The 25,903-nt window shown below is 51.8% G+C and carries 14 protein-coding genes; 10 read left to right on the top strand and 4 right to left on the bottom strand.

Features of this window, described 5'->3' with window-relative positions; translation table 11 throughout:
* Positions 1–30: 30 nt before the first annotated feature.
* The 6 genes from BWI97_RS20550 (at position 31) to BWI97_RS20575 (ending at position 6,205) form a co-directional block, all read left to right on the top strand.
* Positions 31–1,404 (top strand): curlin repeat-containing protein, encoded by a 1,374-nt coding sequence (locus tag BWI97_RS20550; RefSeq protein ID WP_102202585.1) that lies wholly within the window; start codon positions 31–33, stop codon positions 1,402–1,404.
* A 172-nt stretch (positions 1,405–1,576) separates the two neighbouring features.
* A complete protein-coding gene (locus BWI97_RS20555) occupies positions 1,577–2,110 on the top strand; it encodes a hypothetical protein (protein WP_094812151.1) in 534 nt (177 codons plus the stop codon).
* A 104-nt stretch (positions 2,111–2,214) separates the two neighbouring features.
* Complete coding sequence (locus tag BWI97_RS20560; protein WP_102202673.1) at positions 2,215–2,730, top strand: hypothetical protein; 516 nt, start codon at positions 2,215–2,217, stop codon at positions 2,728–2,730.
* A gap of 61 nt (positions 2,731–2,791) precedes the next feature.
* Positions 2,792–3,217 (top strand): curli production assembly/transport component CsgF, encoded by a 426-nt coding sequence (locus tag BWI97_RS20565; protein WP_102202586.1) that lies wholly within the window; start codon positions 2,792–2,794, stop codon positions 3,215–3,217.
* Positions 3,218–3,277: 60 nt separating this feature from the next.
* Complete coding sequence (locus BWI97_RS20570) at positions 3,278–4,684, top strand: CsgG/HfaB family protein (RefSeq protein ID WP_102202587.1); 1,407 nt, start codon at positions 3,278–3,280, stop codon at positions 4,682–4,684.
* 27 nt (positions 4,685–4,711) lie between these two features.
* On the top strand, positions 4,712–6,205 hold the full coding sequence (locus tag BWI97_RS20575; protein ID WP_102202588.1) for a carboxypeptidase regulatory-like domain-containing protein: 1,494 nt from the start codon (positions 4,712–4,714) through the stop codon (positions 6,203–6,205).
* A 112-nt stretch (positions 6,206–6,317) separates the two neighbouring features.
* Here BWI97_RS20575 and BWI97_RS20580 read toward each other — a convergent pair whose 3' ends face one another.
* The 3 genes from BWI97_RS20580 to BWI97_RS20590 form a co-directional block, all read right to left on the bottom strand.
* Positions 6,318–7,400, bottom strand: a complete 1,083-nt coding sequence (locus tag BWI97_RS20580) for a PD40 domain-containing protein (RefSeq protein WP_102202589.1) — start codon at positions 7,398–7,400, stop codon at positions 6,318–6,320.
* A 325-nt stretch (positions 7,401–7,725) separates the two neighbouring features.
* Positions 7,726–9,417: a RagB/SusD family nutrient uptake outer membrane protein gene (locus tag BWI97_RS20585; RefSeq protein ID WP_102202590.1), complete on the bottom strand. Its 1,692-nt coding sequence runs from the start codon at positions 9,415–9,417 to the stop codon at positions 7,726–7,728.
* A gap of 12 nt (positions 9,418–9,429) precedes the next feature.
* On the bottom strand, positions 9,430–12,420 hold the full coding sequence (locus BWI97_RS20590) for a SusC/RagA family TonB-linked outer membrane protein (RefSeq protein ID WP_102202591.1): 2,991 nt from the start codon (positions 12,418–12,420) through the stop codon (positions 9,430–9,432).
* A gap of 255 nt (positions 12,421–12,675) precedes the next feature.
* On the opposite strand from BWI97_RS20590, the gene BWI97_RS20595 reads away from it, so the two are divergent.
* Complete coding sequence (locus BWI97_RS20595; RefSeq protein WP_102202592.1) at positions 12,676–16,611, top strand: two-component regulator propeller domain-containing protein; 3,936 nt, start codon at positions 12,676–12,678, stop codon at positions 16,609–16,611.
* Positions 16,612–17,106: 495 nt separating this feature from the next.
* On the opposite strand, the gene BWI97_RS20600 is transcribed toward BWI97_RS20595, so the two are convergent.
* Positions 17,107–18,441 (bottom strand): hypothetical protein, encoded by a 1,335-nt coding sequence (locus BWI97_RS20600; RefSeq protein ID WP_102202593.1) that lies wholly within the window; start codon positions 18,439–18,441, stop codon positions 17,107–17,109.
* Positions 18,442–18,608: 167 nt separating this feature from the next.
* Here BWI97_RS20600 and BWI97_RS20605 point away from each other — a divergent pair, with 167 nt between their 5' ends.
* Genes BWI97_RS20605 through BWI97_RS20615 form a run of 3 tightly spaced genes read left to right on the top strand, consistent with a single transcriptional unit; the run spans position 18,609 to position 25,850 of the window.
* Complete coding sequence (locus BWI97_RS20605; RefSeq protein WP_102202594.1) at positions 18,609–21,632, top strand: TonB-dependent receptor; 3,024 nt, start codon at positions 18,609–18,611, stop codon at positions 21,630–21,632.
* 23 nt (positions 21,633–21,655) lie between these two features.
* Complete coding sequence (locus tag BWI97_RS20610) at positions 21,656–23,332, top strand: RagB/SusD family nutrient uptake outer membrane protein (protein WP_102202595.1); 1,677 nt, start codon at positions 21,656–21,658, stop codon at positions 23,330–23,332.
* Between the two features lie 46 nt (positions 23,333–23,378).
* On the top strand, positions 23,379–25,850 hold the full coding sequence (locus BWI97_RS20615; RefSeq protein WP_102202596.1) for a hypothetical protein: 2,472 nt from the start codon (positions 23,379–23,381) through the stop codon (positions 25,848–25,850).
* Positions 25,851–25,903: the final 53 nt, after the last annotated feature.

Consider the following 25,903-nt stretch of genomic DNA (forward strand, 5'->3'; position numbering starts at 1 on the left):
ACCTTTTTCTACCTTTTAAACTTTTATTTCATGAAAAAAATCTCTCTTACCGGATTTGCTTTGCTGGCCTTTGCTGCCGCAGGCTTTGCTCAATCAAACACCACTTCCACCAATCAGGTCGGCAATCTTCAAACGGCCAGTCAGACCCAGAGTGGCCATAACCTGAAGTCAACCGTCAGCCAGGACAAAGGAGGTGGTTCCAATACGGGCAACTACGCCCGGACCAGTCAAACGGGTGCAGTATCCATGAATAATGAAGCCACTATTCATCAAGACCAAAGCTCCAACTCCAACCGGGCCACCGTATCACAGTCGGCCGGATCGGGTAACAAATCCTGGATTCAGCAGAATAACAACAGTGGTGGTGGGTCTTTGCAAGTCACGAGTGGTACCTCAGCGGCAGCTATTGCAGCAGCGGGTGGTAATACGGCCGCCATTACCCAGCAGGGTAGTAATAATACCAACACGTATATTATTCAAAGTACGAATTCTTCGTCAAACCAAGGAGAAATTCTTCAGTACGGTAACAGTAGTCGTCAGACCTCCATCGATCAGTCACAAAACTCTGGCAGCAACCAGGCGAAAATTGAGCAGGGCTCTTCAGGAAGCCTCGTCACTGCCAATTACGCCGTGGTTTCGCAACAGGGAACCAGCTTTAACAATAAAACTATGGTTTCGCAAAAAACGCACGAAAACCTAGCCTACGTCAAGCAAAACGACGTATCGTATCGCAATGAGACTACGATCTCTCAAGTGGGTGTTAACGGTCGTGCAGAAACGGCAAACGTTTATCAATCGGATAATTCTACCGATAACAAAGCAACGATTACGCAGGGTGGTTTCGGGGATTTTGCCAACGTTTATCAGCAGTATAACAGTACGCACAACCAGGCTACTGTAACTCAGAAAAGAGAGGCTGGCGGATTTGGCAACGTAACTGAAATCTGGCAACAGCAGAACTCGCACTACAACCAGGCTACTGCTACCCAGGACGGTATCAATAACAGTGCCAAAATCAGTCAGGTGAATGCGGCGGGCAACAAGGCAACGATTGCACAAGATCTGAGTACCACCCTAGGCGGATTGAACACAGCTGAAATCCAACAGGGTAAAACAGACATAGCACGCTCAGATAACAACACGGCTACGATCCGACAGGAGTACAGCAAAAACACTGCCCGCCTGCAACAGTTTGGTTCTGATAACAAATCAACGATGTCGCAGCTGGTTGGAGACAGCAACGTGATCAAAGGGATGAACGGTGATTTTGCTCTCCAGCAGGGTAACAACAATACCCTATCGGTTGTGCAGGATTCCGGCAGTTCCAACTACGTTCCCAATACCGCGAGTGTGAGCCAGATTGGCAATGGCAACATGGCGACGATCAGCCAGACGGGTCGCTAACCACCAAGGCTGGCCCTCGTCCCTTCTTTCGGATGGGGGCCTCCTTCTGCTATGGCATGTTTCAGTTTCCGGCGTTCCGTAGCTGATTAACAAACCATTCTATTTTTCACCACCTTCCACCTTCTTGTGACCCTGACTGATCACGAAAGAAGCGACGGTACATTTTCCCTGTATGTTGTCACGACTCCTCATTCTGCTGCTTGGTTCAGCTACCAGCGTATGGGCTCAGGTACCCCCTGCCGGATCACCGGACGTTTATTGGCGGATGAACGCCGGTACTTCAGTGCACAATGAAGTCAATATCCGGCAGGCAGGCACCGATCACCAGACTACGGTGATGCTGACCGGGCTGCAGAATGGAGTAACGTTGAGTCAGACGGGCCTGGCTCAACTGGCTGAACTGCACGTAACGGGCCAAACCAATCAATGCTTACTTACTCAAACCGGTGAACGAAATCGACTTACCGTTGGGCTTGCTGGCACGAACAATCAACTACGAATCAGTCAGGACGGCGGAGACGTTATGAGCCTGGCGGGGCTACAAACGAACAACGCCCGCCTTGACCTGATTCAGAAAAGTGGAAACAATACCCTGGTAGTGGATGGCCCTACTCTCGCCCCGAATTCGGGAGTGGCTCATCTGAAAATCGAGCAAACGGGTGGAGCTTCGGCACGTATCCAGCATGGCCCAACGATGGGTCGTTAATAAAAAGGTCATAGGTTGGTAGTTGATGGTTGTTGGCAGCGGTCCTTCGTGGTGCCTGTGCAATCGGTTGCTTATTGTTTCACTGAATGGTTTTCTGTCGCCTCATGCGAAACGTCATCACTGTACTCATTTTCCTGCTGATCGGTTATACGGGTCTGGCTCAGGACCCGGACCTGGAGGGTTTTCTGGATGAAGGAACCATGGACGAAGCCGTGGTGACTGAAGAAGGCACTCAAACCCTGATTCTGGATAATACCCGCTCAAAAATTGGCCGGGACTTTTACGAAACTTTCTTTCAGCACTATGCGGAACTGCCTAAACTGACGGGGCTCCCCACACCAGGCGACTCCTCGCGTAGCATCGTACCCAACCTGGAACTCGATCTGACGGCTTTTGTGGTCACTATCGATGAGCTTCCGGCCTTTGGTATTGGCACTACCATTCTTGTCGTTTCGCTGAATGACCAGGTCATCTGGCAGAATTACGTACAGATCCGGGCGGACATTCTGGAACTCTACGCGTTTAATGCGGCGGAAGTCATTAATCAGTATGTCATCAATTACCAGGATGTACAAAATCAGCTGGGCAATGAAGACCAGCAAGGATCCGGCCTTTTCTAGCTTTCTGCCGGCATCGAACCAATCCCCCTCCATTACCCATCTACCATCGACACCAAAAACTATGCTGTACAAACGTTTACTTTTTCTTCTGTTTATAGGGGGAATCGCCGGGAAAGCCTCTAGTCAATCTTTCGTGTACCGACCCAACAATCCCAATTTTGGCGGAAATACGTTCAATTATGCCTGGATGCTTAGTTCAGCTACGGCCCAGGATCGCACCGTCGACCCAGCCTCCAAGCGGACGAACACGTCTACTGACACCCGTACCAACACCCTCGACAGTTACGCCCAAAGCCTGCAGAATCAGCTATTGAACCGAATTACCAATAACCTCATCGGTCAGCAGTTTGGGGAATCCACGCTGAAGCCCGGCACCTATACGTTTGGTGACTTCCGGGTTGAAATTGCCAATGGTACGCAGGGGGTTGTGGTTCGCATTGTGGATGGAAAAGGTGGCGAAACGTCCATCACCGTACCCTATTTCTGATTCAACCCACGGCTCTAATGACCCCGGGTCTGCCCTTTTCCCCCATCTGAATTTTCACCCATGCGTTCCTCTTACCTACACCGCCTGCTGGTGCTTGTCATGCTAGGTGTGATGAGCAGTTGCACGTCCTTTTTTTACCAGCCTACGGCCCCCCGGCGGGCTCGGCTGGGCGAAGAAACGCCAACGACTACCAGTCTCCGTCAGTTGCCCGAAGCCCGGGAAAAAATCGTGGCTGCCGTCTACAAATTCCGGGACCTGACGGGGCAGTATAAACAATCCGAAACCGGTACGGGCTTCTCCACCGCTGTGACGCAGGGTACCACCAATATTCTGCTGAAGGCCATGGAAGAAAGCGGCTGGTTTATCCCCATTGAACGCGAAAACGTCAGTAATCTCCTCAACGAACGCAAGATTGTACGCTCCAGCGTAGCCCAGTTTAAAGACGGCGAGAACCTGCCTCCTTTGCTTTTTGCAGGGATTATTCTGGAAGGAGGCGTGGTTTCCTACGATGCTAACATCATTACGGGTGGCGGCGGACTTCAGTACTTCAGTGCCGGGGGGTCCACGCAGTATCGGCAGGATCGGGTAACGGTTTATCTGCGGGCCGTAGCTACGAAAACGGGAAAAATTCTCAAGACGATTTATACCTCAAAAACCATCTTATCCCAGACGGTCAACGCCAGTCTGTTTCGCTACGTCACCTTCAAACGACTGCTGGAAGCTGAAACCGGACTCACCACGACCGAGCCGGGTCAGATGGCCGTAACCGAAGCCATTGAAAAAGCCGTAGAAGGCCTCATCATCGAAGGCGTTCGGGATGGCCTGTGGGTACCCAGCGACAGCTCGGCGGTGGCCATGCAAAAAGTACTGGAAGCTTACGACACGGAAAAAAGCCGGATGACCGAAACCGACGTATACGGGATGCGACCCGAGGTGGGGGCTCCCAGGCTGACCATTCAGCCGTACTCCGGACTGATGCGGTACTCCGGTGATTACGCCCGGCATACCATCCGGGGTACGTACGGCGTTTCGGCTGACGTATATTTTACACCGAATGTAGGCATTCAGGCCAGTGGTTCCAGTGGCGTACTGGCCAGTGAGGGTGCCTTTTCGAATCGAATTACTACACTGGAGGGCAATTTGCTGTTCCGACTTACCCCTTATCAACGCTGGTCTTCGCTCCTCTTTGCGGGAGCAGGCCTGGTTACCCGAACGGGCCGATCACCGCTGGACTGGCAGGGCAATCGGGCGGTTCAGGCTCAGGGTGGCGTGGGCATTCAATACACGCCGAAGGGTGTGCTGGGTTTTCGTACCACGATTGCTTATCATCAACCTTTCAGCGACGATCTGGACGGCATTACGGCCGGCACCCGCAATGATTATTACCTGCGGGCCACCCTGGGCGTAACGCTGAACATCGGCCGGAGGATGTCGGCCCGAACCACCGTCACACCTCTTCGCAAGTAGTTCAACACCCTTTCCTGACCCTGCCTCATGTCCTTGAAATCTACTTTTTTTTACCTCCTGCTCGCCTGCCTTGGTACACTAGTAAGCTGTAACGAAGACCTCTATATTGAACCCGTTCAACTCACCACGATTCGGGGCCGGGTGTTGTACAGCCCAACCCAGCAACCCCTTGGTAATGCGACGGTGCGACTTACCCCCGGTAACCGGATTGTTGCTACGGATTCATCGGGACTGTTTCGGTTTGATAGTGTAATTACCGGAACCTACACCATTCAGGCTTCCAAAACGGGTTACGGAACGGAAGTAGCCACGGTAGAAACTTCCGTCCGCACTTCGCCCCTGATTACGCTTCTGCTAAGGAATGATCAAGCCCTGAACCGTCCGCCCAGTACACCAACGCTGGTTGCTCCCGCCCAAAACAGTACCGGACAGCCCAACTCACTTATTCTTCGCTGGAAAGCTACGGACCCCAATCGCGATTCCCTGACGTATCAGGTGCAGCTATTTCGATCCGGCTCTGTTACCCCAACGGCTACCTTTGCCAACCTGAAAGTGGATACCCTGGTGCTGAATGGCCTGGATTATAATACCACCTATCTGTGGCAGGTAGTGATTACTGATGGTACGAATAGCGTCAATGGGCCCGTGTGGTCGTTTCAAACCGGAACGTATCCGGAGTTCAGTTACCTTTTTGCCCGGCGGATGAATGGTCAGTTTCAGATTTTTGGAGCAACAGCCAGCGGTACTGAAACCCAGCTTACCCGCCAGGGCAGCAACTGGCGGCCCATCGTGAGTCCCAACCGACAGAAAGTCGCGTTCATCTCCAATAGTGCTACCGACTTACACCTCTTTGTGATGAATCTGGATGGCAGTCAGCGGCAACAGGTGACTACCGTTCCGATTGCGGGTTTACTACCCACGGATCTATCTTTCTGCTGGTCGCCCGACGGCACGCAACTGCTCTACCCCAGCAACGATCGCCTGTATGCCGTACGCACGGACGGAACGGGACTGCGTGCGGTGGCTCAGGCGGGAAGCGGACGCGTCTGGGCGGGTTGCGACTGGGTGAGTAGCCGCATCGTGGCCCGCAGTACGGGTACCAGCTTCTATGACAACGAACTACAGGTCATGAACGCGGATGGTAGTGCACCCCGAATGTTTTACGCACGCCGTACGGCCCGCGTGGGCAATCCGGTACTTTCCATTACGGGTCAGCAGGTTCTGTTTACCGCGGATGTTGCGGATTTTCAGAATGAGGAAGGCCGTCAGCTCGACAGCCGACTCCATAGTTTTGATCTCAACCGCAATACCCTCACCGAACTTTCGGTGGTCAATCTGCAGACCAGTAAAGTTGCCGGAACGAATGACCTCGACCCCCGCTTTTCGCCCAACGGAGCCAGTCTGATCTTCACGAATACGGACAATACCGGACAGGGTGTTCGGTCCGTTTATACCTCCGATGTTAACGGAGCCAATCGAAAGCTGATTTTGAGTCAGGCAGAAATGCCTTACTGGCGGTAAATTTCCTTGAGGTTCAGTAAGCGAAAACGCGTACGGAATTTTAGTTTCCGTACGCGTTTTCGTAGAAAAAAAGGTCCTGTTGGGCCAATTCATACGTACCCCAGCAGCTGGACTAGAACCTGGGCTCTTCCAGTCCAACCATGTACAGGTCAAATCCACCTTTTCCACCCGGGCGATTCGAGGAGAAAATCATCAGGTTGTAATTGAATTGTGCCTGTAACTCCCAGGGAAGTATAGGGCGGTACTCATCCGAAGCCGTATTGATTCGTTTGCCCAGATTTTCGGGCGTTGACCACGTTCCGTTAACATTACGGGAGATGTATAAATCATATCCTCCTTCGCCACCGGCCCGATTGCTGGTAAAAACCATAACATTTCCCAGAATAGCCGGGCATTTGTCATCGGCAGTCGAAGAGAGTTCTTCCACTTTTTCAACGGGCAGCTGCTCCTCCGATTTCAACACTTCCAGCAGGGATTTCGTGGCAGGCAGTTTCACCCGGTAAATATCAAAGTTACCCGACCGGTTCGAGGTAAAATATACTTCACGAAATTGGCCCCTGTACCAATCCAGTGCCGTGGTTGTGCCCGTGTAGAACGTAGGATAAGCATCATCCGCGGAGCTATTTAAAAACGTTACCTCAAAGGGTCCTTCTACGTTTTCCTTGTTTCCGCCCGCATTATGTACGAAGCGAATATTCAGATTTCCCTCCCGATCGTCGGCAAATAACGTGAGGTACTTTCCATCCCCGGAACCCGTAGCCGGGTCATTTAGCTGGGGCATCTGGAAGGACAAAGACAGGGGACCGAGCACATTGTAAGGGCCGTTGATGGCACGCACGTGGTTTTCCAGCGGCCGCATGTTAGTGAACACATCCAATCCTGAACGAACGTTCGTAGTGGCGGACAATTGCTGCGTCTTTTCGTCATACACCAGCTCAAAGGGTTTGAAAACCAGATTATACCGATCTTTCAAGTCCCGCCTGGAGGAGAAAATCAGGGGCCCAAATCCGTATTTGTTGGGAGGTAACGCCGAATTGTAGTCGTCGTATTCGGAATTGAATTCAGTTAAATTAAGCGGAGTATTTAAAAACGTTCCGGCTTGCCGGGTTGTGTCGGTTTCATCGGATATACAGGAAGAAAATGCTCCGGCAAGCAGCAACAGGGATAGGGTTGAGGAACGATACCAACGAGTCATAGGGAAAGGTTTCATTTAGGGTTTAGCCGTTCAGGCGTACTGAGGAAACGGTTCTGTTACGCTTATCAGGGGAAGCGACAGTGCTACGATTCCCGGCAGAAGGTTTCGAAGACGAAGACCCTATCCTGATTCCATACGTTGGAAGATCTTTCCGTTTTATTTTCAAAAGTACCCGTTGCTTTCCCGTAAAAACCCTTTGACCCGAACTGGGGCAAATCCAATTCTTCCAGCGTTCTCCCATAAAAAAAGGCAGTTCGCAAGCACGGGGCTTGCCAACTGCCTGACTAGTTTCAGAGGTTATGCAGGAACTAAGGTTCTTCTAAAATTAATAGCCGGGATTCTGTCTCAGCTGCGGCGATACGTTCAATACGTTAAAGCCAATCGGGAAAATACTCGTGTGCGAATCGGCGTCGGGTTGTTTGTCCCACCAGGTTCCGGTATTGAACTGATTAAAGCGGATCAGGTCCGTACGACGGCGGCCTTCACCCAAAAACTCGCGACCCCACTCATCGAGTAATTCCTGTTCGGTTAGCGTACTGCCATCCGCCGGATACAAACTCGGCGAGCCCGCCGGGTAGTTCCGCTTCCGAACGCGATTCAGCAACTCGGCTGCTTTCGCTTTATTTCCGGCCCGGAATTCGCATTCCGCTAATGTATAATAGACTTCAGCTAAACGAATTTCGGCGTAATCAGCTTCGATTTTGTGTTCGTCTTCCGTCCGGTAGAACGGATACTTGAGCATGTATACGCCGGAGTTTTGATCGGCGTGGTTCATGTTCGACTCCTTATCCGCCGGTACCTGAGTGGGAGGCGTGTTTTTAAACCAGCCCACCTGATCCCGAATGTACAATTTATAGCCACGGGTACTCGCCAGGGTATCGCGGTTGTTGTTGTAAGTCAGATAACCGTAGAGGAACATCCCTTCCCGACTGTTGTTGCCCAGGTTGCGGTATTTCTTCAACCGAACATCATCGCTGTATTTCTGGAATTTCACAAAGGGCTTGCCCAGCGTAAACGAATACTCCACGTTATCGACGTTGCGACCGGGCTGGAGGGCAAAACGGGGGTTACTGCCGCCCCAATCGGTAAAGCCCAGGTAATTCTGCGGAGCGTTATAAGGCATCATCCACCAGTACATCCCGCCTTCGTACTGCCAGTGCGAGCGACCAAAGGTACCCGGAAAAGCAAAAACGGTTTCCGGTGATTGATCATTGTTCCAGTCAAAGGGAGCATCCCAGCGGTTTTCAATGGTATAGTTCCCGTATTTCCCTTCCACAATGTCCCGGCAGATCGTAGCACAATCAGCAAAATGATCTTCGTTGATGTAAACCTTGGCGTTCAGGTACAGACGGGCCAGCAGCGTCATCGCTCCCGCCTTCGTCCAGCGGCCTTGAAACAGTTCCGTACCGGCATCGCCCTTCATGGCCAGATCGGGCAGTGCTTCCTTCAATTCCGTTTCAATAAAGCGAAACGTCTCCTGCGGCGTGGACTGCGTCGTACCTTGCGTTTCGCCTTTTACCCGGGTAATGATTTCAATATTGCGGTAGAAATCGAATAGACGGAGGTAATACCAGGCCCGCATGGTGCGGAGTTCAGCAATAAACTGCTTCTGCTCCGCCGCCGTCAAATTAAATTTGGCCGGATCAATGGCTTCAATATCCTGTAATGAGTTCGTGGCTAAAGCAACGCCCGTATAGAGGTTGTTCCAGGCACCACTGGTGTAGCCATCCTGCGACGTCCAGGTATGCTGGTGAGCCCGGATGTACTGGCCACCGTCGTACCAGTCGCCTTCCCGGTTGGGCGTCATAAACTGATCGGCGGGCAATTCCTGCATGATGAACTGATCACCCTGAACGGTCCAGTACCCGTGTTCAAAGGTCCGCAAAAACGTACGGTACACATCTTCCTTGGTTTGGAGGAAGTTTTCGGAGGTAATCCGATCGTACAGTGTCTCGTCCAGATTCGTACAACTGCTGAGCACACTCGTCAGTAAAATATAGGAAAGTATCTTTTTCATGTGAAGTAAAGGTTACAGACCCAGTTGGATTCCGGCCAGAATCTGAGTGGTCGTGGGATAATAGGAACGGGAACTGTTGATACCGGGATACAAGCCGTTAATGGGGTAGCGATCCGGATCACCGCCCGTGAAGGAGGTAAAGGTCAACAGATTCCGGGCCGCCGCGTACAGACGAATCGAGCGAATGGCTTTCAGATTTACTTTCGGCGTATAACCCAGTGTCACGTTATCCAGCTTCAGGAACGAGCCATCTTCCAGGAAGTAATCCGATAAAATAACGGTCGTAGCCTGGTTGGTTAACTTAGCATACTTACCTCCGCCGTACGCTGAAGTCAATACGTTCGCATTGGACTGCGTACCGGGCGTACCGGTATAGAACGCCTGCGTATTGAACAGTTTGTAACCTACCACGGCCCGGAAGAATACCGAAGCATCCCACTTTTTGTACGTAAACGTGTTGTTTAAACTCAGGGTCGCTTTTGGTAAGCCGTTTCCTACCACGCGTTTATCGTCGTTGTTGGCTTTATCGGCGGGAATGATGTCTCCTTTCTGGTTGTACACGAGCAGTTTGCCATCATCACCCACACCCGCTGCGTGCAGCATGTAGAACGTACCGATCCGCTGACCTTCCTGTAAGCGTTGAGCCGTTCCAGGCGAACCGGGGCTGGGCAGACCTACGACGTCAATGTAGTTTTGGCCCTGATACGCCGCATTCGAGAAGGATACGAACTTGTTGCTGTTGGTAGCTCCCGCGAAGGCCATAGTGTACGTAAAGGCAGACGTTGAAACCACCTGAGCGTTCAGTTGTAATTCGATACCCGAGTTTTGCATCGTTCCTACATTAGCGTAGGTAGAACCCTGAATGTTGGGGGGTAACGGAACCGAGTAAAAGCCCAGCAGATCCTTATTCTTGCGGGTATAGTAGTTGATACTTCCCGAAAACCGTTCCTTGAAGATCGAAAAGTCAATACCGAAGTTCAGGTTTTCCGCCGTTTCCCAGCGTAAGTCGTAGTTGGTATTCTGACTGGGTCCCCACACCTGATACTGCGATCCGTTGAGGGGATAGTAACCGTAGCCACTGTAGGTATCCAATGACAGGTAGTTACCGAAATCCTGGTTTCCGGTCACCCCGTAATCGGCCCGGAGTTTCAGATCGTCAATCCAGCTCAGGGTCTTCATAAAGGTCTCCTGGCTTAAACGCCAGCCCACCGAAGCCGCGGGGAAATTCCCCCACTTGTGGTTGTAACCAAACTTAGAAGAACCTTCACGGCGTAAGCTGGCCGAGAACAGGTATTTGTCCTGCAAGGCGTAGTTGATCCGACCGAAAAAAGCAATCAGGCGGGAATCGTTTTTGTAGGTTCCCATGCCATTGCGGCCTTCCACCTGCTGATACAGACCCGTGCCGATGTTGTTATACGTCAAGGCGTCGGAAGGCATCTGGCGGTTTTCGCCCGACAGACCTGAGCTTTGGAAGTACTGGTACGAATACCCCCCGAGTACTTTCACGTCATGGGCTCCTTTCGTCAGCGAGTAGTTGCCCACCCATTCCAGACTTCGCTGGTCGTACTTGTTATACGCCCGGCTGGCCGAGTTCATGCTACCCTGGTACTGAGCCGCGTAGGTAGAAGTCGAGGGCCGGAAGAAAAAGTCAAAGTAATCCCGGGTAAACTGACCAAACGTCAGCTGAGTGGTCAGCGTCGGCAGGAGATTCACCAGCAAACTGGCGTTGTAGTCGAGAATCTTTCCTTCAGTTCCGCTTTGTTCGGTACGTAGCCGTTCCACGGGGTTGAACGGTGACGAAAAGCCCGACTGGATACGGTTATAACGCGTCGGATTCTGGGGATCAAAAATAGGGAGGGTTGGATTGAGCGTCAGAGCCTGATCGAATGAATCGTAATCGGCATTATTGCTTTTGAAGTAACGTGGAGCTACGTTCAGAGTCAGCGTGTATAAATTGTTGGCCGAGGTGTGATTGAGCATCAAACGAGCCCCGTACTCTTCACGACCTGAGCGTAAATCCAGACCCTGAGCATCCCGGTAATCCGCCGTAGCCCGGTAATTATTGCGGGCATCACCGCCGGAAAAAGACAAGGTATGCTTATGCGAGAAAGCCGAGGGCCGCGTAATGGATTTCAGCCAATCCGTCTGGGCACCAAAGTCCGTACCGCGGTTCTGAGCCAGAAACTCACTGGCCGAGAGCGTTTTAAGTGGCATCGCAGCGAAATCAAACGCTCCGTACCCATTGTAATCGACCCGAGAGCCCTGAGAGCCTTTTTTCGTTGTAATGATGATTACACCGTTGCTGCCACGGGTACCATAAATGGCCGAAGCCGCTCCCCCTTTCAGGACATCAATCGACTCAATATCGTTCTGGTTGATGTTTTCGAGTACTCCACCGGGTACACCATTCACGACGACCAGCGGTCCCAGACCTGCATCCCGCGAGGATACACCCCGTAACTGAATGCTGGGCATGGAGTTTGGATCACCACCTCCCGTATTCGTAATAGTCAGACCAGAGACTTTACCCTGCAAAGCAGAAATAGGGTTCGTAACGCCCACCGTTAACAGGTCTTTTCCCGAAACGTGCGTAATGGCACTGGTTACCTCTTTTTTATCGAGGGTACCGTAGCCTACTACCACTACTTCCTGTAACGCACTGCTGGATTCCTCCAGCGTAACATTAATCACGGGCTGGTTGCCTACCGTAATTTCCTGTTTTACGTGACCTATGTACGTAAACGTTAATACGGAATTCGCACCCTGAACGTTAATTTTGTAATTCCCATCGGCATCCGTCAGCGTACCGTTATTGGTTCCTTTTTCAAGGATGGACACGCCGGGCAGCGGGCCACCGGTGTTGCTAATGACTTTCCCCGTAACCGTCACCGCCGCTGGCCTGGGGAGAGCCACCAACGAATAGCTGAATAAAAGTGCGGGCAACAATAGCCACAGGCCGCTCCATCGGCGGCGTGGGCCAGAAACATGTAAATACGAAAGCATGCAAGTAAAAGTGTTAGGATTAAGGGGCAGTTGGGGCTACGAAAAGTGCCAGTACACCAGGACCTAAATCAGAAAGAAAACAAAAGAAAGCAAGGGCTATTTTGCATCATTCACACAATAAATAGTATCCTGCAAAGTAAGATTTAGAAAGAAAGTACTGAGAATCCCTGCGTATCAATTTTGATTCAAATTGTCTCATAATATCTACCGTCTCACGCCGGCGTTGTAGTTTTAAAGACTAGTTGTATCGCGTGTATGAGGCGTTATCTTTTTTCAGTTCTATTGCTTCTGTGGGGAATCGGTTCCGGGGCTCAACCCCACTATTCCAACTTTAAATCGTATCAGGTTGCCGACGGTTTTTCCAGCAATACCATCACCTGTATTTTGCAGGATCGGCGGGGCTTTATGTGGTTTGGCAGCCGCAACGGTCTGAATCGCTTTGATGGACATACAGTGAAAGTCTTTCATCACTCGGTGAAAGATTCGCTGAGTCTGGGAAGTAATACCGTTTACAGCCTGTGCGAAGATCAGCAGCAACGCCTGTGGGTGGGTACATCCAGGGGCGTCTACTGGTACGATCCCCGTCTGGAAACGTTCCAGCGTTTTACGGGTGTTCCAGCTAATGAAATCCGTTTCTTACAAACGGACGCCCAACACCGGGTGTGGATCATTGCGGGCTTTAAGCTTTACTGTTATCAGCACAACCGGATTAAAGTCTATCCCTTTGCCCAGGATCAGTCGATCTTCCTACACGTCTCCGACCGGGGTACGGTTTGGGTGACGACGGAGAATGGTCGCCTGAAAAGGTACGACGCCCGTTCGGATCGTTTTGAGGAACTTCCCCACCCCAGCCAGGTGTATGCCCGCATTGAGACGATGTACTCCATGGGTGATACGACGCTAATCCTGCGGCAGGGTAATCAGGTGTTGCTCCACCACATCCAGCAGCGACGGACGGTTCCTTTAACGGGCAGCAACGGCCTCGAAATGCGGGTCAATTCCATACTCCGAAAATCGCCGTACGAATTCTGGATTGGTACGGAATCGGGCATCTACGTTTACAATAGTCGCACGCAACAACTGACGCACATTCAGGCCCAGTACGGAAACCCCTATTCCATTACGAATAATGCCATGGCCTGTTTGTACCAGGATCGGGAACAGGGGATCTGGATTGGTACGGCCTTTGGAGGCGTTAATTACTATTCCGATCACCTGACACATTTTACCAAATACATGCCCTTGCCGGGACAAAACAGCCTGAGTGGCAACGTCGTACACAGCATTCAGAAGGACGGTCAGGGGAACCTGTGGATCGGTACTGAGGACGCGGGTTTGAACAAGTTGAATCTGGCCACGGGGCATATCAAATCCTTTCGTCCCGGTTCGGGTCAGCACGGGATTAGTTATCAGAATGTTCACGGACTATTGGTCGACGGCCAGCGACTCTGGATTGGTACACTCGAACACGGTTTGGACCTGATGGATTTGAAAACCGAAAAAGTGATCCGTCGGTACCGATCTTCCCCTCAGCCCGGCCACTTCAGCAGCGACTTTATCGTAACGCTGTACAAACGCCGAAACGGAGATATTATGGTGGGTACCTGGAATGGCCTCTTCCGCTACCGACCCAGAGAGGATGACTTTGTCGCCGAGCCCTTTTTTAATATCCAGACCCAAACCATTCACGAAGCCAGTGACGGTACGCTTTGGGTGGGTAGCTACGGTCATGGCATCTATTACGCGAATGAACGAACCGGCAAACGGGGCCACTTTAATACCCGTTCGGGCCTTCGTACCAATTACGTCAATCACCTCTACGAAGATCGCCACCACCAGCTCTGGATTTGTACCGAAGGCGGCTTAACGCGTTACGATCCGGCCCAACACCGTTTTACGCACTATACCGTAGAAAACGGTTTGCCGGATAACCAGATATTTCGGGTGGAGGAAGACCGCTTCGGAAATATATGGATTTCCACCGGACGGGGTCTGGCCCGGTTTGATCCCCAGCGAAACCAGTGGCAGCACTACTTTACCGCCCACGGCTTACCTACCGAGCAGTTTAATTACAATTCATCCTTTAAAGACACCGATGGTAGCCTTTATTTCGGCACGGTCAAAGGACTTGTCCACTGGGATCCGGCTTCTTCGGTCCACCCGAATCAGTACGTTCCGCCCGTGTACATCACCGGGTTACAGGTAAACAATCAGGAAGTACGGATTGGGGCGAAAGATTCGATACTTCGGCAGTCCATTACCCATACTCCTTCCCTGGTGCTGTCCTACCGACAATCCACTCTGAGTCTGGACGTAGCGGCTTTGAGTTATACCAACGCACCGATCAATCAGTACCGGTATATGTTGGAAGGAATGGACCCGAACTGGGTTCATTTAAGTAATAACCGAAAGATTTATTACACCAACCTTCCGGCGGGTTCATACCGTTTTCGGGTACAGGGTTCGAATAATGACGGCATCTGGAATCCTAAAGAAACCGTACTTCGCATTCAGATTCTGCCTCCTTATTGGGCGACGCCCTGGGCCTATGTGCTGTATGCCAGTCTGGTTCTGCTCATTATTCTCATCATTTTCCGGTACTATCATTTAGCCGTTAGGGAAAAGAACAAAAGGCAGATAAAATCGCTTGAGATAGAAACGGAACGGGCCATTTATACGAGCAAAATTGAGTTTTTTACCAACGTGGCTCACGAAATTCGTACCCCGTTAACGCTCATTAAATTACCCCTGGATAAACTGCTGTTCCAGCCGATTCAGGACCCCCTTTTACGTGAAAGCCTGCACATGATGAAAAAACATACCAATCGTCTGATCGAGTTAACGAATCAGTTACTGGATTTTCGGAAAGCCGAATCCCAGAGTATTCGTCTTCATTTTGCCAATACCGACATTAATGCTTTGCTGAACGAACTCTGGCTCTGGTTTAAACCCGCCGCGGATGAGCGGAAGCTCAGCTTCAAGCTGGAATTATCCCGCATTACGCTACACGGCTTTGTCGATGAAGAAGCCCTACGGAAAATCCTGAGTAATCTGCTCAGTAATGCCATTAAGTACGCCGATTCCTCGATTCTGGTGAAATTGCTACCGTTTAGTAGTGAAGATGATTTGTTCCGAATTGAGGTCAGTAACGATGGCTACCGCATTCCACAGGAGTTAAAGGATAAAATTTTCGAGCCCTTTTACCGCATCAAGGAAACCGACCAGCAACCCGGTACGGGCATTGGACTGCCCCTGTCGCGAACGCTGGCGGAGCTACACAAGGGGACGCTGACGCTGGAAACCGACCGACTGGAGGTGAACTGCTTTCGGGTAAGCTTACCCATTCACCAGGAAAATGAGCTGGACTTTCCATCCTTTTCAACCAATGAACCTCCGGCAGAAGACGTACTAGCTCCACAGGATCTGGACCCTTCTAAACCGACGCTCTTACTCGTCGAGGATCAGCGGGAAATCAGTGCCTACATTCATCAGGAATTTAGTGACCGCTATAACGTCCTCATCGCTTACCACGGTCAGCAGGCTCTGGAAGTTTTGCAGCAGGAGAATGTGCAATTGGTCATCAGCGACATCATGATGCCCGTTATGGACGGCATTGAGTTGTGCCGGACTATCAAATCAGATTTGGCTTACAGTCACGTACCCGTAGTACTGCTCACGGCGAAGAACTCGCTACAGTCGAAAGTGGAAGGGCTGGAAGTCGGAGCGGATGCGTACCTGGAAAAACCGTTTTCGGTGATTCACCTGGAAGCCCAGATCGAAAGCTTACTGGCCAACCGGAACCGGGTGAAAGAGTACTTCGCCCGCTCGCCGCTGACGCCTTTCAAGGGCATGGCGTATACTCCGGCGGATAAGGCTTTTCTGGAACAGCTGAATCAGGTGATCTACGATCACATCATCGATATGGAACTGAACGTGGATCAGCTTTCCAGGCTTATGAACATGAGTCGGCCCACGCTTTACCGCAAAATCAAGGGTTTATCGGATCTAAGTCCGAACGAATTGATTAACCTCTCCCGCCTGAAAAAAGCCGCCGAATTACTGGCCACGGGGCACTACAAAGTCAACGAAGCCGCCGCTCTGGTCGGGTACAGTTTACCGACGAACTTTTCCCGTGATTTCCAAAAGCAGTTTGGCATCACGCCTAGTCAGTATATGCATGGGAAGGGTTAAGGTATTTTTGCTGTTTGATTCAACTGAGATGCTTTATTAACCTAGACCGGGTTTTGTCTTCATAACTGGCTGACTAGTAGCATGTGGTCCACTCCACGGCTAACGATAGCTTGCTTAGGGCCGCCGCATTGCAACTATCGTAGGTCGTTCCGCGGTCCACATGCGGGAGATATTTTCATGCCTTGACCATAGTTGAGGGTTGCTAGAAAAATAAAATACCTTCATGGAAGACTTAAATCCAATCCCCGTCCTATCGCATGCCATGGGGGAATTACATTCCGGGAATCGCATTCTGGGGTTTAAGCTGCCTACCATTCATTCCATGGTAGCTCCCTCAGCAATGCGTTGGCCTAGAGCAAAAGCAAGTCAGTAGTGGGCGTGCTAACATGCGATGCCCGGCATGGGATGCATACGGACTAAATGACCAGCTGTCTTTCAGGGGCGAAAGTTGACGGTACAGGCTTGATTATCGTTAGCATATGCTTAAACGTTTTATTAAAAACTCCCCTGAAACAGTTTACCCGTATTTAAATCCTTCAAATTCAGTGAGCTTACGGTTCCTACGCCGGAAAAGCGGATACTTACGCCGTAGATCTGCTGTAAGGGATGCGTGTAAGTGCTTTCGAATACCTGTCGGTCATTGATGTACAACCGGGCCTGCTGATTTTTTACCAGCAAGCGTAACGTACCCCCGCGACGTAAATCGGCTCCGAGGAAACTCAGATCCTCCTGTCGCCCATACCAGCCTTTTTCGGAGAGGATCAGTCGTGACCAATACACACAGCCGGGTTTGGTCACAACAAAGGTATGGTTGGACGACTCCCCCATGATCCGGACATCCACCTGAGAGCACCGAATCCCCGTTCGGTCGGGTGTAGTGATCAAATGCGTTTGCAGTTCAAAGTTATCCCCGCTAATACCCGTTTGCTGAGCGTTGGTAAATTCTACAAAAAAGGTACGATTGGTATCAATACCCGCCTGAGACAGCTCCCGCGTGTTAATCGTTCGCTTTCCACCCGTGAATAAGGCCGGTACGTCAATGGGATACACCCGCGAGGTGTCGTACATCATGTACGCCGTCGCCGCCCAGCCCTGCGTGGGCAGGTACACTGTGGTAGAATCGAGGGGTTGATTGCCCCGCTTCAAAACGGCCTGATACCGCCCGGGCACTTCGTAATAGTGATTATAAACGGTCGTGTTCGGGTTCACTGCCCTACACTTGCCATCACCGAAATCCAGCGAATAATCATCCGCCTGTTCATGGGGCGTTTGCACGGTAAAAATGGCCGAGTGCGGGTTTTCGCCTACGGGGTTTTTACAGATCAGGGAAGGCGTACCTTCCGGACTTACCCCTTGTCTCATTTTCCAGCCTGCCCACAGGACCAGCAGCACCAGTAGACTCATCCCCGTCCACAAAAGCGTACGGGTTGCAAATCGTTTCGGAACCGGACTTTCGTTCCGTTCGGGTACCTTTTGATGGAGTGCCGGTTCGACCAAGGGTTCTTCTACCTCCGCAAGGGGTTCCTCCTCCGCCATCGCTTCTACGAGCTGGTCCCAATCCCCAAAGCCCGCGTACGCAGCCAGGGCGTCGCGGGTCGCTTTTTGCGGATAATACCGGGCATCCGTCTTGATCTTTCCAAAAATTCGCTTCAGCGTATTGGGGCTGATTTGTACCCGGGTCTTCCGAAAGAGGATTCGACTTAGTAAAATGTAGTCTCCGTTCGTCCATGCGGACCACTCTTCCCTCCCATATGTCTCGGCAACTCGCTGGCAACAACGCTCTAGGTAGTAGTAACTCCAGGTTTGCTCCGGGCCTTTATCCGTAATCATTAGTTTCTATATTGCTGTACGTCAGATACTTACCTTGTCCATAATTCTGTATAGGGAATTGGATACCCCTTCTGCTTTCAACACCGTATAGTCCAAAATTATGTTTGTTAAGTTAAATCACAAGTCCGGTAAAATTGCAGAAGAACCTCTAATTATCAGAAAAAATTATGCATTTAAGACTACTACTAAGCACGCTGCTGTACCTGGGCCTCCTGTTACCTGCTTTTGCTCAGAGTCGTTCCATCACGGGTCGCGTCACGGATGAAAAGGCTAAAGAGCTACCGGGCGTCAGTGTAGCCATCAAAGGAACGTCACGGGGTACGACGACCGACGCTCAGGGTGACTACCGACTGGCCATCGCGGATACAGGGTCGGTCACACTTACCTTCTCTTCCATTGGCTACCAAAGCCAGGACATTCTGATCACGGATCAGGCCGTACTGAATATTACCCTGAAAGCAGCCGAACAATCACTGGATGAAGTCGTCGTGGTTGGTTACGGAACGCAGAAGAAAAAGGACCTGACGGGGGCCATTTCCACCATTGATTCTAAAGATGTAGCGGGGCGTCAGACCGTGCAAATCTCGGAAGCCTTGCAGGGCAGTATTGCGGGGGTATCTGTCACCCGCAGCAGTGGAGCTCCCGGAGCCAGCTCCAACATTCTGATTCGGGGCATTACAACGCTGGGCACCAACGCTCCCCTGATCATCGTGGATGGCGTTCCGGTCAGTACGATCGATAACGTCAATCCGAATGACGTGGAAAATATTACGGTACTGAAAGACGCCGCTTCGGCCGCCATTTATGGGTCCCGGGGAGCCGCTGGGGTTATTCTGGTGACGACCAAGCGATCCAAAGAAGGCCAAACGAGCTTTGAATACAACGCCGAATACGGGTTTCAGAAGCCAACGGCTCTGCCCGCTTACGTCAATGCTCCGGAGTACATGCGGCTGTTCAACGAGCAGGCCACTAATGACGGTTCTTCAGCGGGTCCCTACGCCGCCGATTATATCACGAATTTTGATCAGTACCACCGGGATAAACCGGACGTCTTTCCCTTTGCCAATACCGACTGGCAGAAAACTATTCTGACCCGGGCGACGGCTCCGCGAGTACGCCACGATCTGGTGTTTACCATGGGAACGGGTAAAATTAAAACCAAGGCCTCGCTGGGCTACACGAAATCCGGAGCCTTCTACGACAACTACAACTATGAACGGTACCTGATGCGGGTCAACAACGATTTGCAGGTGAATTCTAAACTGGGCATTACGCTGGATGTCACCTACAAGCGGACCAAGTCGCTTTCGCCCGTGGTCAACCCCTTGTACGAAGCCCGGTTGATGCCTCCAATTTTTGATGATTACTATTCAGAGGGTCGGTACGCCCTGGGCAAAGACGGTCGGAATCCGATTGCTCAGCTCAACGAAGGAGGAACCAACAACGAGTACTACAATCAGGTGATGGGCCGACTGGCCTTCAACTTCAAACCCATCGATGGGCTAACGCTGACGGCCCTGATCGCTCCGAGTTTTGATTTTGACCGGGGAAAAGCCTTTGCCAAGCGAATCACGTTTACGAACCTCGACGGGAGTACGAGTGCCTTCAGCAATCAGCCCCGTACGACGCTGAACGAACGACGGCAGGAAACCACCAATATCACGGGTCAGTTTTTAGCCAGCTATTCTAAAGAAATCGGCTCGGGCCATAACGTGGATGTGTTGGCGGGTTACGAAGAACTGTATAATTCCAGCGAAACGCTGACGGCCTCGCGGAGTGGTTTTGCCCTGATTGATTTTCCGTACCTGAATGCCGGTTCGCAGGAATTACGCGATAACTCCGGCAGTGCCAGTGAGGCGGCCCTGCGTTCGGTATTTGGTCGATTGAAATACGATTATCAGAACAAGTACTACATCCAGGGTAACCTACGCTATGACCAGTCTTCCCGCTTCAATCGCCAGCACCGCGACGCTTTATTCCCTTCGATTTCGGCGGGATGGACGATTTCCGAAGAGAACTTTCTGCGGAGTACACCCTGGCTATCGTTTCTGAAAGTACGTGGTTCGTACGGCGTGGTGGGCAATGAGCGAATCGGGAATTATCCGTATCAGGCGACCATCAGTTTTAGCAATGCTCTTTTTTACCAGAATGGGGTAGTCGTTCCGCTGAACGGGGGTGGTCAGGTGGACTATGCCGTTGAGAATATTTCCTGGGAAACTACCCGGACGCTGGATGCGGGTATTGATGCCGCCTTCTTCAAAAATCGACTAAGTGCAGCCATTGACGTCTACCATAAACGCACCTACGACATCCTGCTGGCCCTGGATATTCCGCTGTACCTGGGTTATGAACGACCTCAGCAAAATGCCGGAATCATGGACGTGAAAGGTTGGGAACTGGAAACCAGCTGGCGAGACCGGATTGGGAAAGTCAACTATTCCATTGCCTTAAACATTTCCGATTCCAAATCAAAAATTGTGGATTTGAAAGGTACGCAGATTCTGGGTAGTCAGTCTACATTCAAAGGCAGTGAGTACAACGAATGGTTCGGTTACCGCTCGGCGGGTTTATACCAGACCACCGAGGAAGCCCGTCAGTCGCCGCGACTGAATACCAACGTTACGGCGGGCGATGTTCGCTACGTGGATATCAATAACGATGGCCGCATCACGCCCGATGATCGCGTACTACTGGGCGGTTCCCTCCCCCGTTTTCTATACGGTAGCACGATTCGACTGGATTATCAGGGTTTTGATCTAGGCTTGGTCGTTCAGGGCGTTGGTAAAAAACTCAGTCGCCTGCCCGATGAAATCGTACGACCTTTTGGGGAAGCGTTTGGAAACGTGCCGCAGGAAATTGTGGGTAAATTCTGGAGTAAAACCAATGCGGCGGAGGTCAACGCCCGGGCCCGGTATCCGCGGCTTTCGACGCAGTCGCTGGCGGCCAATTACGAAACGTCTGATTTCTGGCTCATCAACGGATCGTATTTCCGCGTCAAGAACATCACGCTGGGCTATACCCTAAAAGGAGATGTACTCAAAAAACTGAGCCTGCAATCGACGCGATTTTACGTTTCGGCCAACGACGTACTCCGGATTCACCACTTCCCCCGCTACGCCGATCCGGAAGCCGCGAATTCTTCCTACCCCATCGTCACCACCTTTCTGGGCGGCATCACCTTACGCTTTTAAGCTCCTTCAGACACGGCTTCGTTATGAAAAAATACCTGTTTCTTCTGCTGGGAGGTATCGGCTTTACCGCCTGCAACTCGCTCGACTTAAATCCTTTATCTGAGCCATCCACGGCTACGTTTTACGCCAATCAAACGGAATTGGAACTGGCGGTGAACGATCTGTATCGCCTGGATTTCTGGGGGAACGACAATGAACAGTTCACGGATAATTACTGGCATCGGGGTATGCTGGGCAATGCGGTCACCTTCGGCACGATGAATTCCGAAGACGCCACGGCACAGGCTTACTGGACGGTCTGCTACAAAGCCATTGCCCGGGCGAATTCCTTCCTGGCTAACAAAGATCGGGCAGCGGCGAATACACCCGCGACCGTACTGACGCGACTGGAGGCAGAAATGCGACTCATCCGGGCCTACCAGTATTCCAGACTCCTGACGCATTTTGGCGACGTTCCGCTCATTACCGATCCGCTGGTACTGGAACAATCGTATAGCGTGACCCGTACGCCCCGCAATGAAGTCCTGACCTTCGTTTTCAATGAACTTGATTTTGCCATTGCGAACCTGCCCGCTTCGTACCCGGCTTCGGCTGTACGTCGGTTGACCAAAGGGGTAGCTCTGGCCATCAAAGCCCGTACGGCTCTGTATACGAACAACTGGGCAGTAGCCAAAGACGCTTCGCAGGCCATTATACAGCAGACCGGAGTATACAGTCTGCATTCAAATTACGGTCAGCTCTTTCTAAAAGCCGGCGAAACCAGTCCGGAAATCATCCTTAGTATTCCCCGGGATGAAATGCAGAAGGTATTTACAACGGGCACACCCGTGCGGGATCAGCTGCCTCGGATTGCCGGCGGTTTTGGAGCCCAGATTCCTACCCGGGAGCTGGTTGACGCCTACGAATGCCGGGATGGCAAGCCCATCGACGAATCTCCGCTGTACAATCCGCGGGAGCCGTTTAAAAACCGCGATCCCCGCTTAACGGCTACGGTTGTTGAATTCGGTACGAACTGGCTGGGGTATACCTATCAGCCGCACCCCGATTCGGTTACCGTTTTCAGTAGCAAGGAAAATCGGCGAGTGGCCAATCAGGATACCCGAAGCGTCGCGGCATTTGCCAGTTTTACGGGTTTTCTCTGGAAAAAAGGCATCGATCAAAGCTGGGCCGACAAGCAGAGCGAAGACGCCGATGCCCTGTTGATCCGTTACGCCGAAGTACTGCTGACCTACGCCGAAGCGAAAATCGAACTCGGCGAAATCGACCCGACGGTCTTGCAGGCCATCAATCAGATACGGGCCCGGGCTTACGGGGTGCGGGTAGACGATGCGGCGGCGTACCCGGCTATTACCACTACGAACTTGAGCGAACTACGGCAAATCGTTCGGCGGGAGCGTCGGGTGGAATTTGCCAAAGAAGGCTTGCGATACATGGACCTCATCCGCTGGCGACTGGCGGAAAAGGCACTCACCCGACCCGTCATTGGCTTACCCGATCCGGCGGCCCAGAACCGCTCCAAATGGCCCTTCCCCGGTATTACGCCCATCGATACGGATGGTCTGGCGGACTACTCCGGTTTTGGCACTGACGTTAAAATCGTGGCTCAACGCAGCTTTGACGCCAGCCGTCAGTACCTCTGGCCCATTCCCGCCCTGGAGATCCGCGTCAATCCCAAACTGACTCAAAATCCGGGTTACTAAAATCTCCGTGCTGATCTATCCTTTCCCAAATCATTTTTCGATTCGAATGAAGAAATTGTTTCTTTCGGCTTGCGTAGCCGCTCATGTACTACTCGCGGATTCCTGCGGGGCCCAATCCCTCCGCCGCCCCTCGTTCAGTGGTATTTATCCACACCTCGCCATGTACAACCGCGAAGGCGAATGTGGTACGGGAGCCGTCGTACCCTGGGCCAATCAGCTGTGGGTCATCACCTACGGTCCGCATTTACCGTTTGGTTCTTCGGATAAATTGTACGCCATCAGTCCGGATTTGCAGCAAACGATTCGTTCGGAAAGCATCGGTGGTACGCCCGCCAACCGAATGATTCACCCCGAAAGCAATCAACTCTTCATCGGACCTTACGCGATTGACGCGAAGGGACAGGTTCGGACCATTCCGTACACGGCCATGCCCGGTCGGCATACGGGCAATGCCCGCCACCTCACCGATCCCGCCCACAAGATTTACTACGGTACCATGGAAGAGGGTTTTTACGAAGTGGATGTACAAACGCTTAAACCCAAGCTGTTGTACGAAGACGGAAACGTAAATCGCCAGAAAGACTCCGATGAATCCAACAACCTCCAGAATGCTCTGCTTCCCGGGGCTCACGGCAAAGGACTGTATTCGGGGCAGGGCGTACTGGTCTATTCCAACAACGGTGAACCGGGCAAAAGGGCTCTTGAGCAGTTCGATGTTCCGGCAGGTTCGCTCTCCGAGTGGGATGGCCATGGCTGGAAAGTCGTTCGCCGCAATCAATTCGTGGAAGTAACGGGTCCCGGCGGTATTTACGGCAACAAAAACCCGCAGGCGGACCCGATCTGGGCGACGGGCTGGGACCATAAATCCGTTTTGCTGGGCGTGCGGAATCCGCAAACGGGCTGGCAATTTTTCCGGCTACCCAAAGCCAGCCATTCCTACGACGGAGCACACGGTTGGAATACCGAATGGCCTCGGATCCGGGATGTTGGCACGCCTCAGCAATCGGATTATTTAATGACCATGCACGGGCTGTTCTGGCGGTTCCCGGCGACGTTTACCACCGCTAATTCGGCCGGGATTCGTCCCCGCTCGGCGTATCTGAAAGTCATTGGTGATTACACTCGCTGGAACAATCAGCTGGTATTTGGGTGCGATGATTCGGCCCAGAAGGAATTTTTGAATAAGCGGAAGGTAAAAGGCAGCATCGAAGGTCCCGCCCAGTCCAATTCCAACCTGTGGTTTACTTCGCTGCAAATGCCCGATGAACTAGGCCCTAATACCGCCGAAGGAGCCGTCTGGCTTCAGGAAACCGTCGAGTCCGCTTCCGAACCTTTTCTGTTTGCGGGCTGGAAACACCGCTCGGCCTGGGTACAAAACCACGATTCGCAGGAAGTGACGCTGACGTTTGAAGTAGATCAGAAAGGCACGAATACCTGGACCACGCTGCAAAAGGTCGTACTCGCTCCGGGTGGGTCGAAACACCTGACCTTTACCGAAAAAGAAGTCGGCGAATGGATTCGTATTCAGCCTGGTACGAAAGCCAAACTGACGGCCCATTTTTCTTACGCAACGCCCGATACCCGTTCGGAAAAACCCCAGGCTTTATTTACGGGCCTGAGTACCGTACAATCGGATCGACCCGTAGGCGGTCTTTTGTATGGACTGGGAAATGATCTTAAAACGATGGGCATGACAGCAGTACGGTTTGAAAACAAACAGCCCGTTACAACGGGGTATTACGAATTCAATGACCAGATGCAACTGGTACGCAAGGAGAATCCGAAGATGCAGTCGTTCATTACCAGCAAATTCGCCATTCCTAAAAATGTCGTTACTGTCGAGGAATCGAGTGTACTGATCGTGGATGACCAGAACCGACGCTGGCGACTGCCGCTGGGTGCCGATGCCTTTACGGATTTAACGAATCAGGGAGCCTTACGCCTGTGTCGGGAAGTGGCCACGGAACGTGATTTATTCAACTGTCACGGTACCTTTTATGAACTTCCCGCCGAAAACGCGGACGGCTTTGCCAAAATCAGACCGGTGTCTTCACATAACTACCGCATCCATGATTTTGCTTCCTACCGGGGTTTGTTGCTGCTCACGGGTATTGATCGGGCTGGAGCCTCGAAAAATGAGCACATTATCATTTCGGAAGATCAACAGGCCGCCGTCTGGGCGGGTACGATCGATGATCTCTGGAAACTGGGCAAACCGAAAGGACACGGAGGCCCCTGGAAAAATACCCCGGTGGTCGCTCAGCAGCCTTCTGATCCGTATCTGATTGGTTTTTACGACCAGCGTAGCGTGCAACTGAGTCATCAGTCGTCGAAGACGGTCACTTTTACGCTGGAAGCCGATCCCGTAGGTACGGGGGTATGGATGCCCTACCAAACTTTTACGGTACCCGCGGGGAAAACGATCACGCATAGCTTTCCAGACGCCTTTCAGGCCCGCTGGATTCGCCTCAAAACAGATCAGAATTGTACGGCGACGGCGTTGTTTGATTATAAGTAGATTGAGGAGAGTGTGTTTGATGAAGTCTCGTGAGTCACCTAGACAGGGCTGAC

This window comes from Siphonobacter sp. BAB-5405 (assembly GCF_002872335.1).
Taxonomy (GTDB): Bacteria; Bacteroidota; Bacteroidia; order Cytophagales; family Spirosomataceae; genus Siphonobacter.

Coding starts and splice junctions, on each gene's coding strand:
- BWI97_RS20550 (WP_102202585.1), top strand. CDS start 31: ATGAAAAAAATCTCTCTTACCGGATTTGCTTTGCTGGCCTTTGCTGCC.
- BWI97_RS20555 (WP_094812151.1), top strand. CDS start 1,577: ATGTTGTCACGACTCCTCATTCTGCTGCTTGGTTCAGCTACCAGCGTA.
- BWI97_RS20560 (WP_102202673.1), top strand. CDS start 2,215: ATGCGAAACGTCATCACTGTACTCATTTTCCTGCTGATCGGTTATACG.
- BWI97_RS20565 (WP_102202586.1), top strand. CDS start 2,792: ATGCTGTACAAACGTTTACTTTTTCTTCTGTTTATAGGGGGAATCGCC.
- BWI97_RS20570 (WP_102202587.1), top strand. CDS start 3,278: ATGCGTTCCTCTTACCTACACCGCCTGCTGGTGCTTGTCATGCTAGGT.
- BWI97_RS20575 (WP_102202588.1), top strand. CDS start 4,712: ATGTCCTTGAAATCTACTTTTTTTTACCTCCTGCTCGCCTGCCTTGGT.
- BWI97_RS20580 (WP_102202589.1), bottom strand. CDS start 7,400: ATGACTCGTTGGTATCGTTCCTCAACCCTATCCCTGTTGCTGCTTGCC.
- BWI97_RS20585 (WP_102202590.1), bottom strand. CDS start 9,417: ATGAAAAAGATACTTTCCTATATTTTACTGACGAGTGTGCTCAGCAGT.
- BWI97_RS20590 (WP_102202591.1), bottom strand. CDS start 12,420: ATGCTTTCGTATTTACATGTTTCTGGCCCACGCCGCCGATGGAGCGGC.
- BWI97_RS20595 (WP_102202592.1), top strand. CDS start 12,676: ATGAGGCGTTATCTTTTTTCAGTTCTATTGCTTCTGTGGGGAATCGGT.
- BWI97_RS20600 (WP_102202593.1), bottom strand. CDS start 18,441: ATGATTACGGATAAAGGCCCGGAGCAAACCTGGAGTTACTACTACCTA.
- BWI97_RS20605 (WP_102202594.1), top strand. CDS start 18,609: ATGCATTTAAGACTACTACTAAGCACGCTGCTGTACCTGGGCCTCCTG.
- BWI97_RS20610 (WP_102202595.1), top strand. CDS start 21,656: ATGAAAAAATACCTGTTTCTTCTGCTGGGAGGTATCGGCTTTACCGCC.
- BWI97_RS20615 (WP_102202596.1), top strand. CDS start 23,379: ATGAAGAAATTGTTTCTTTCGGCTTGCGTAGCCGCTCATGTACTACTC.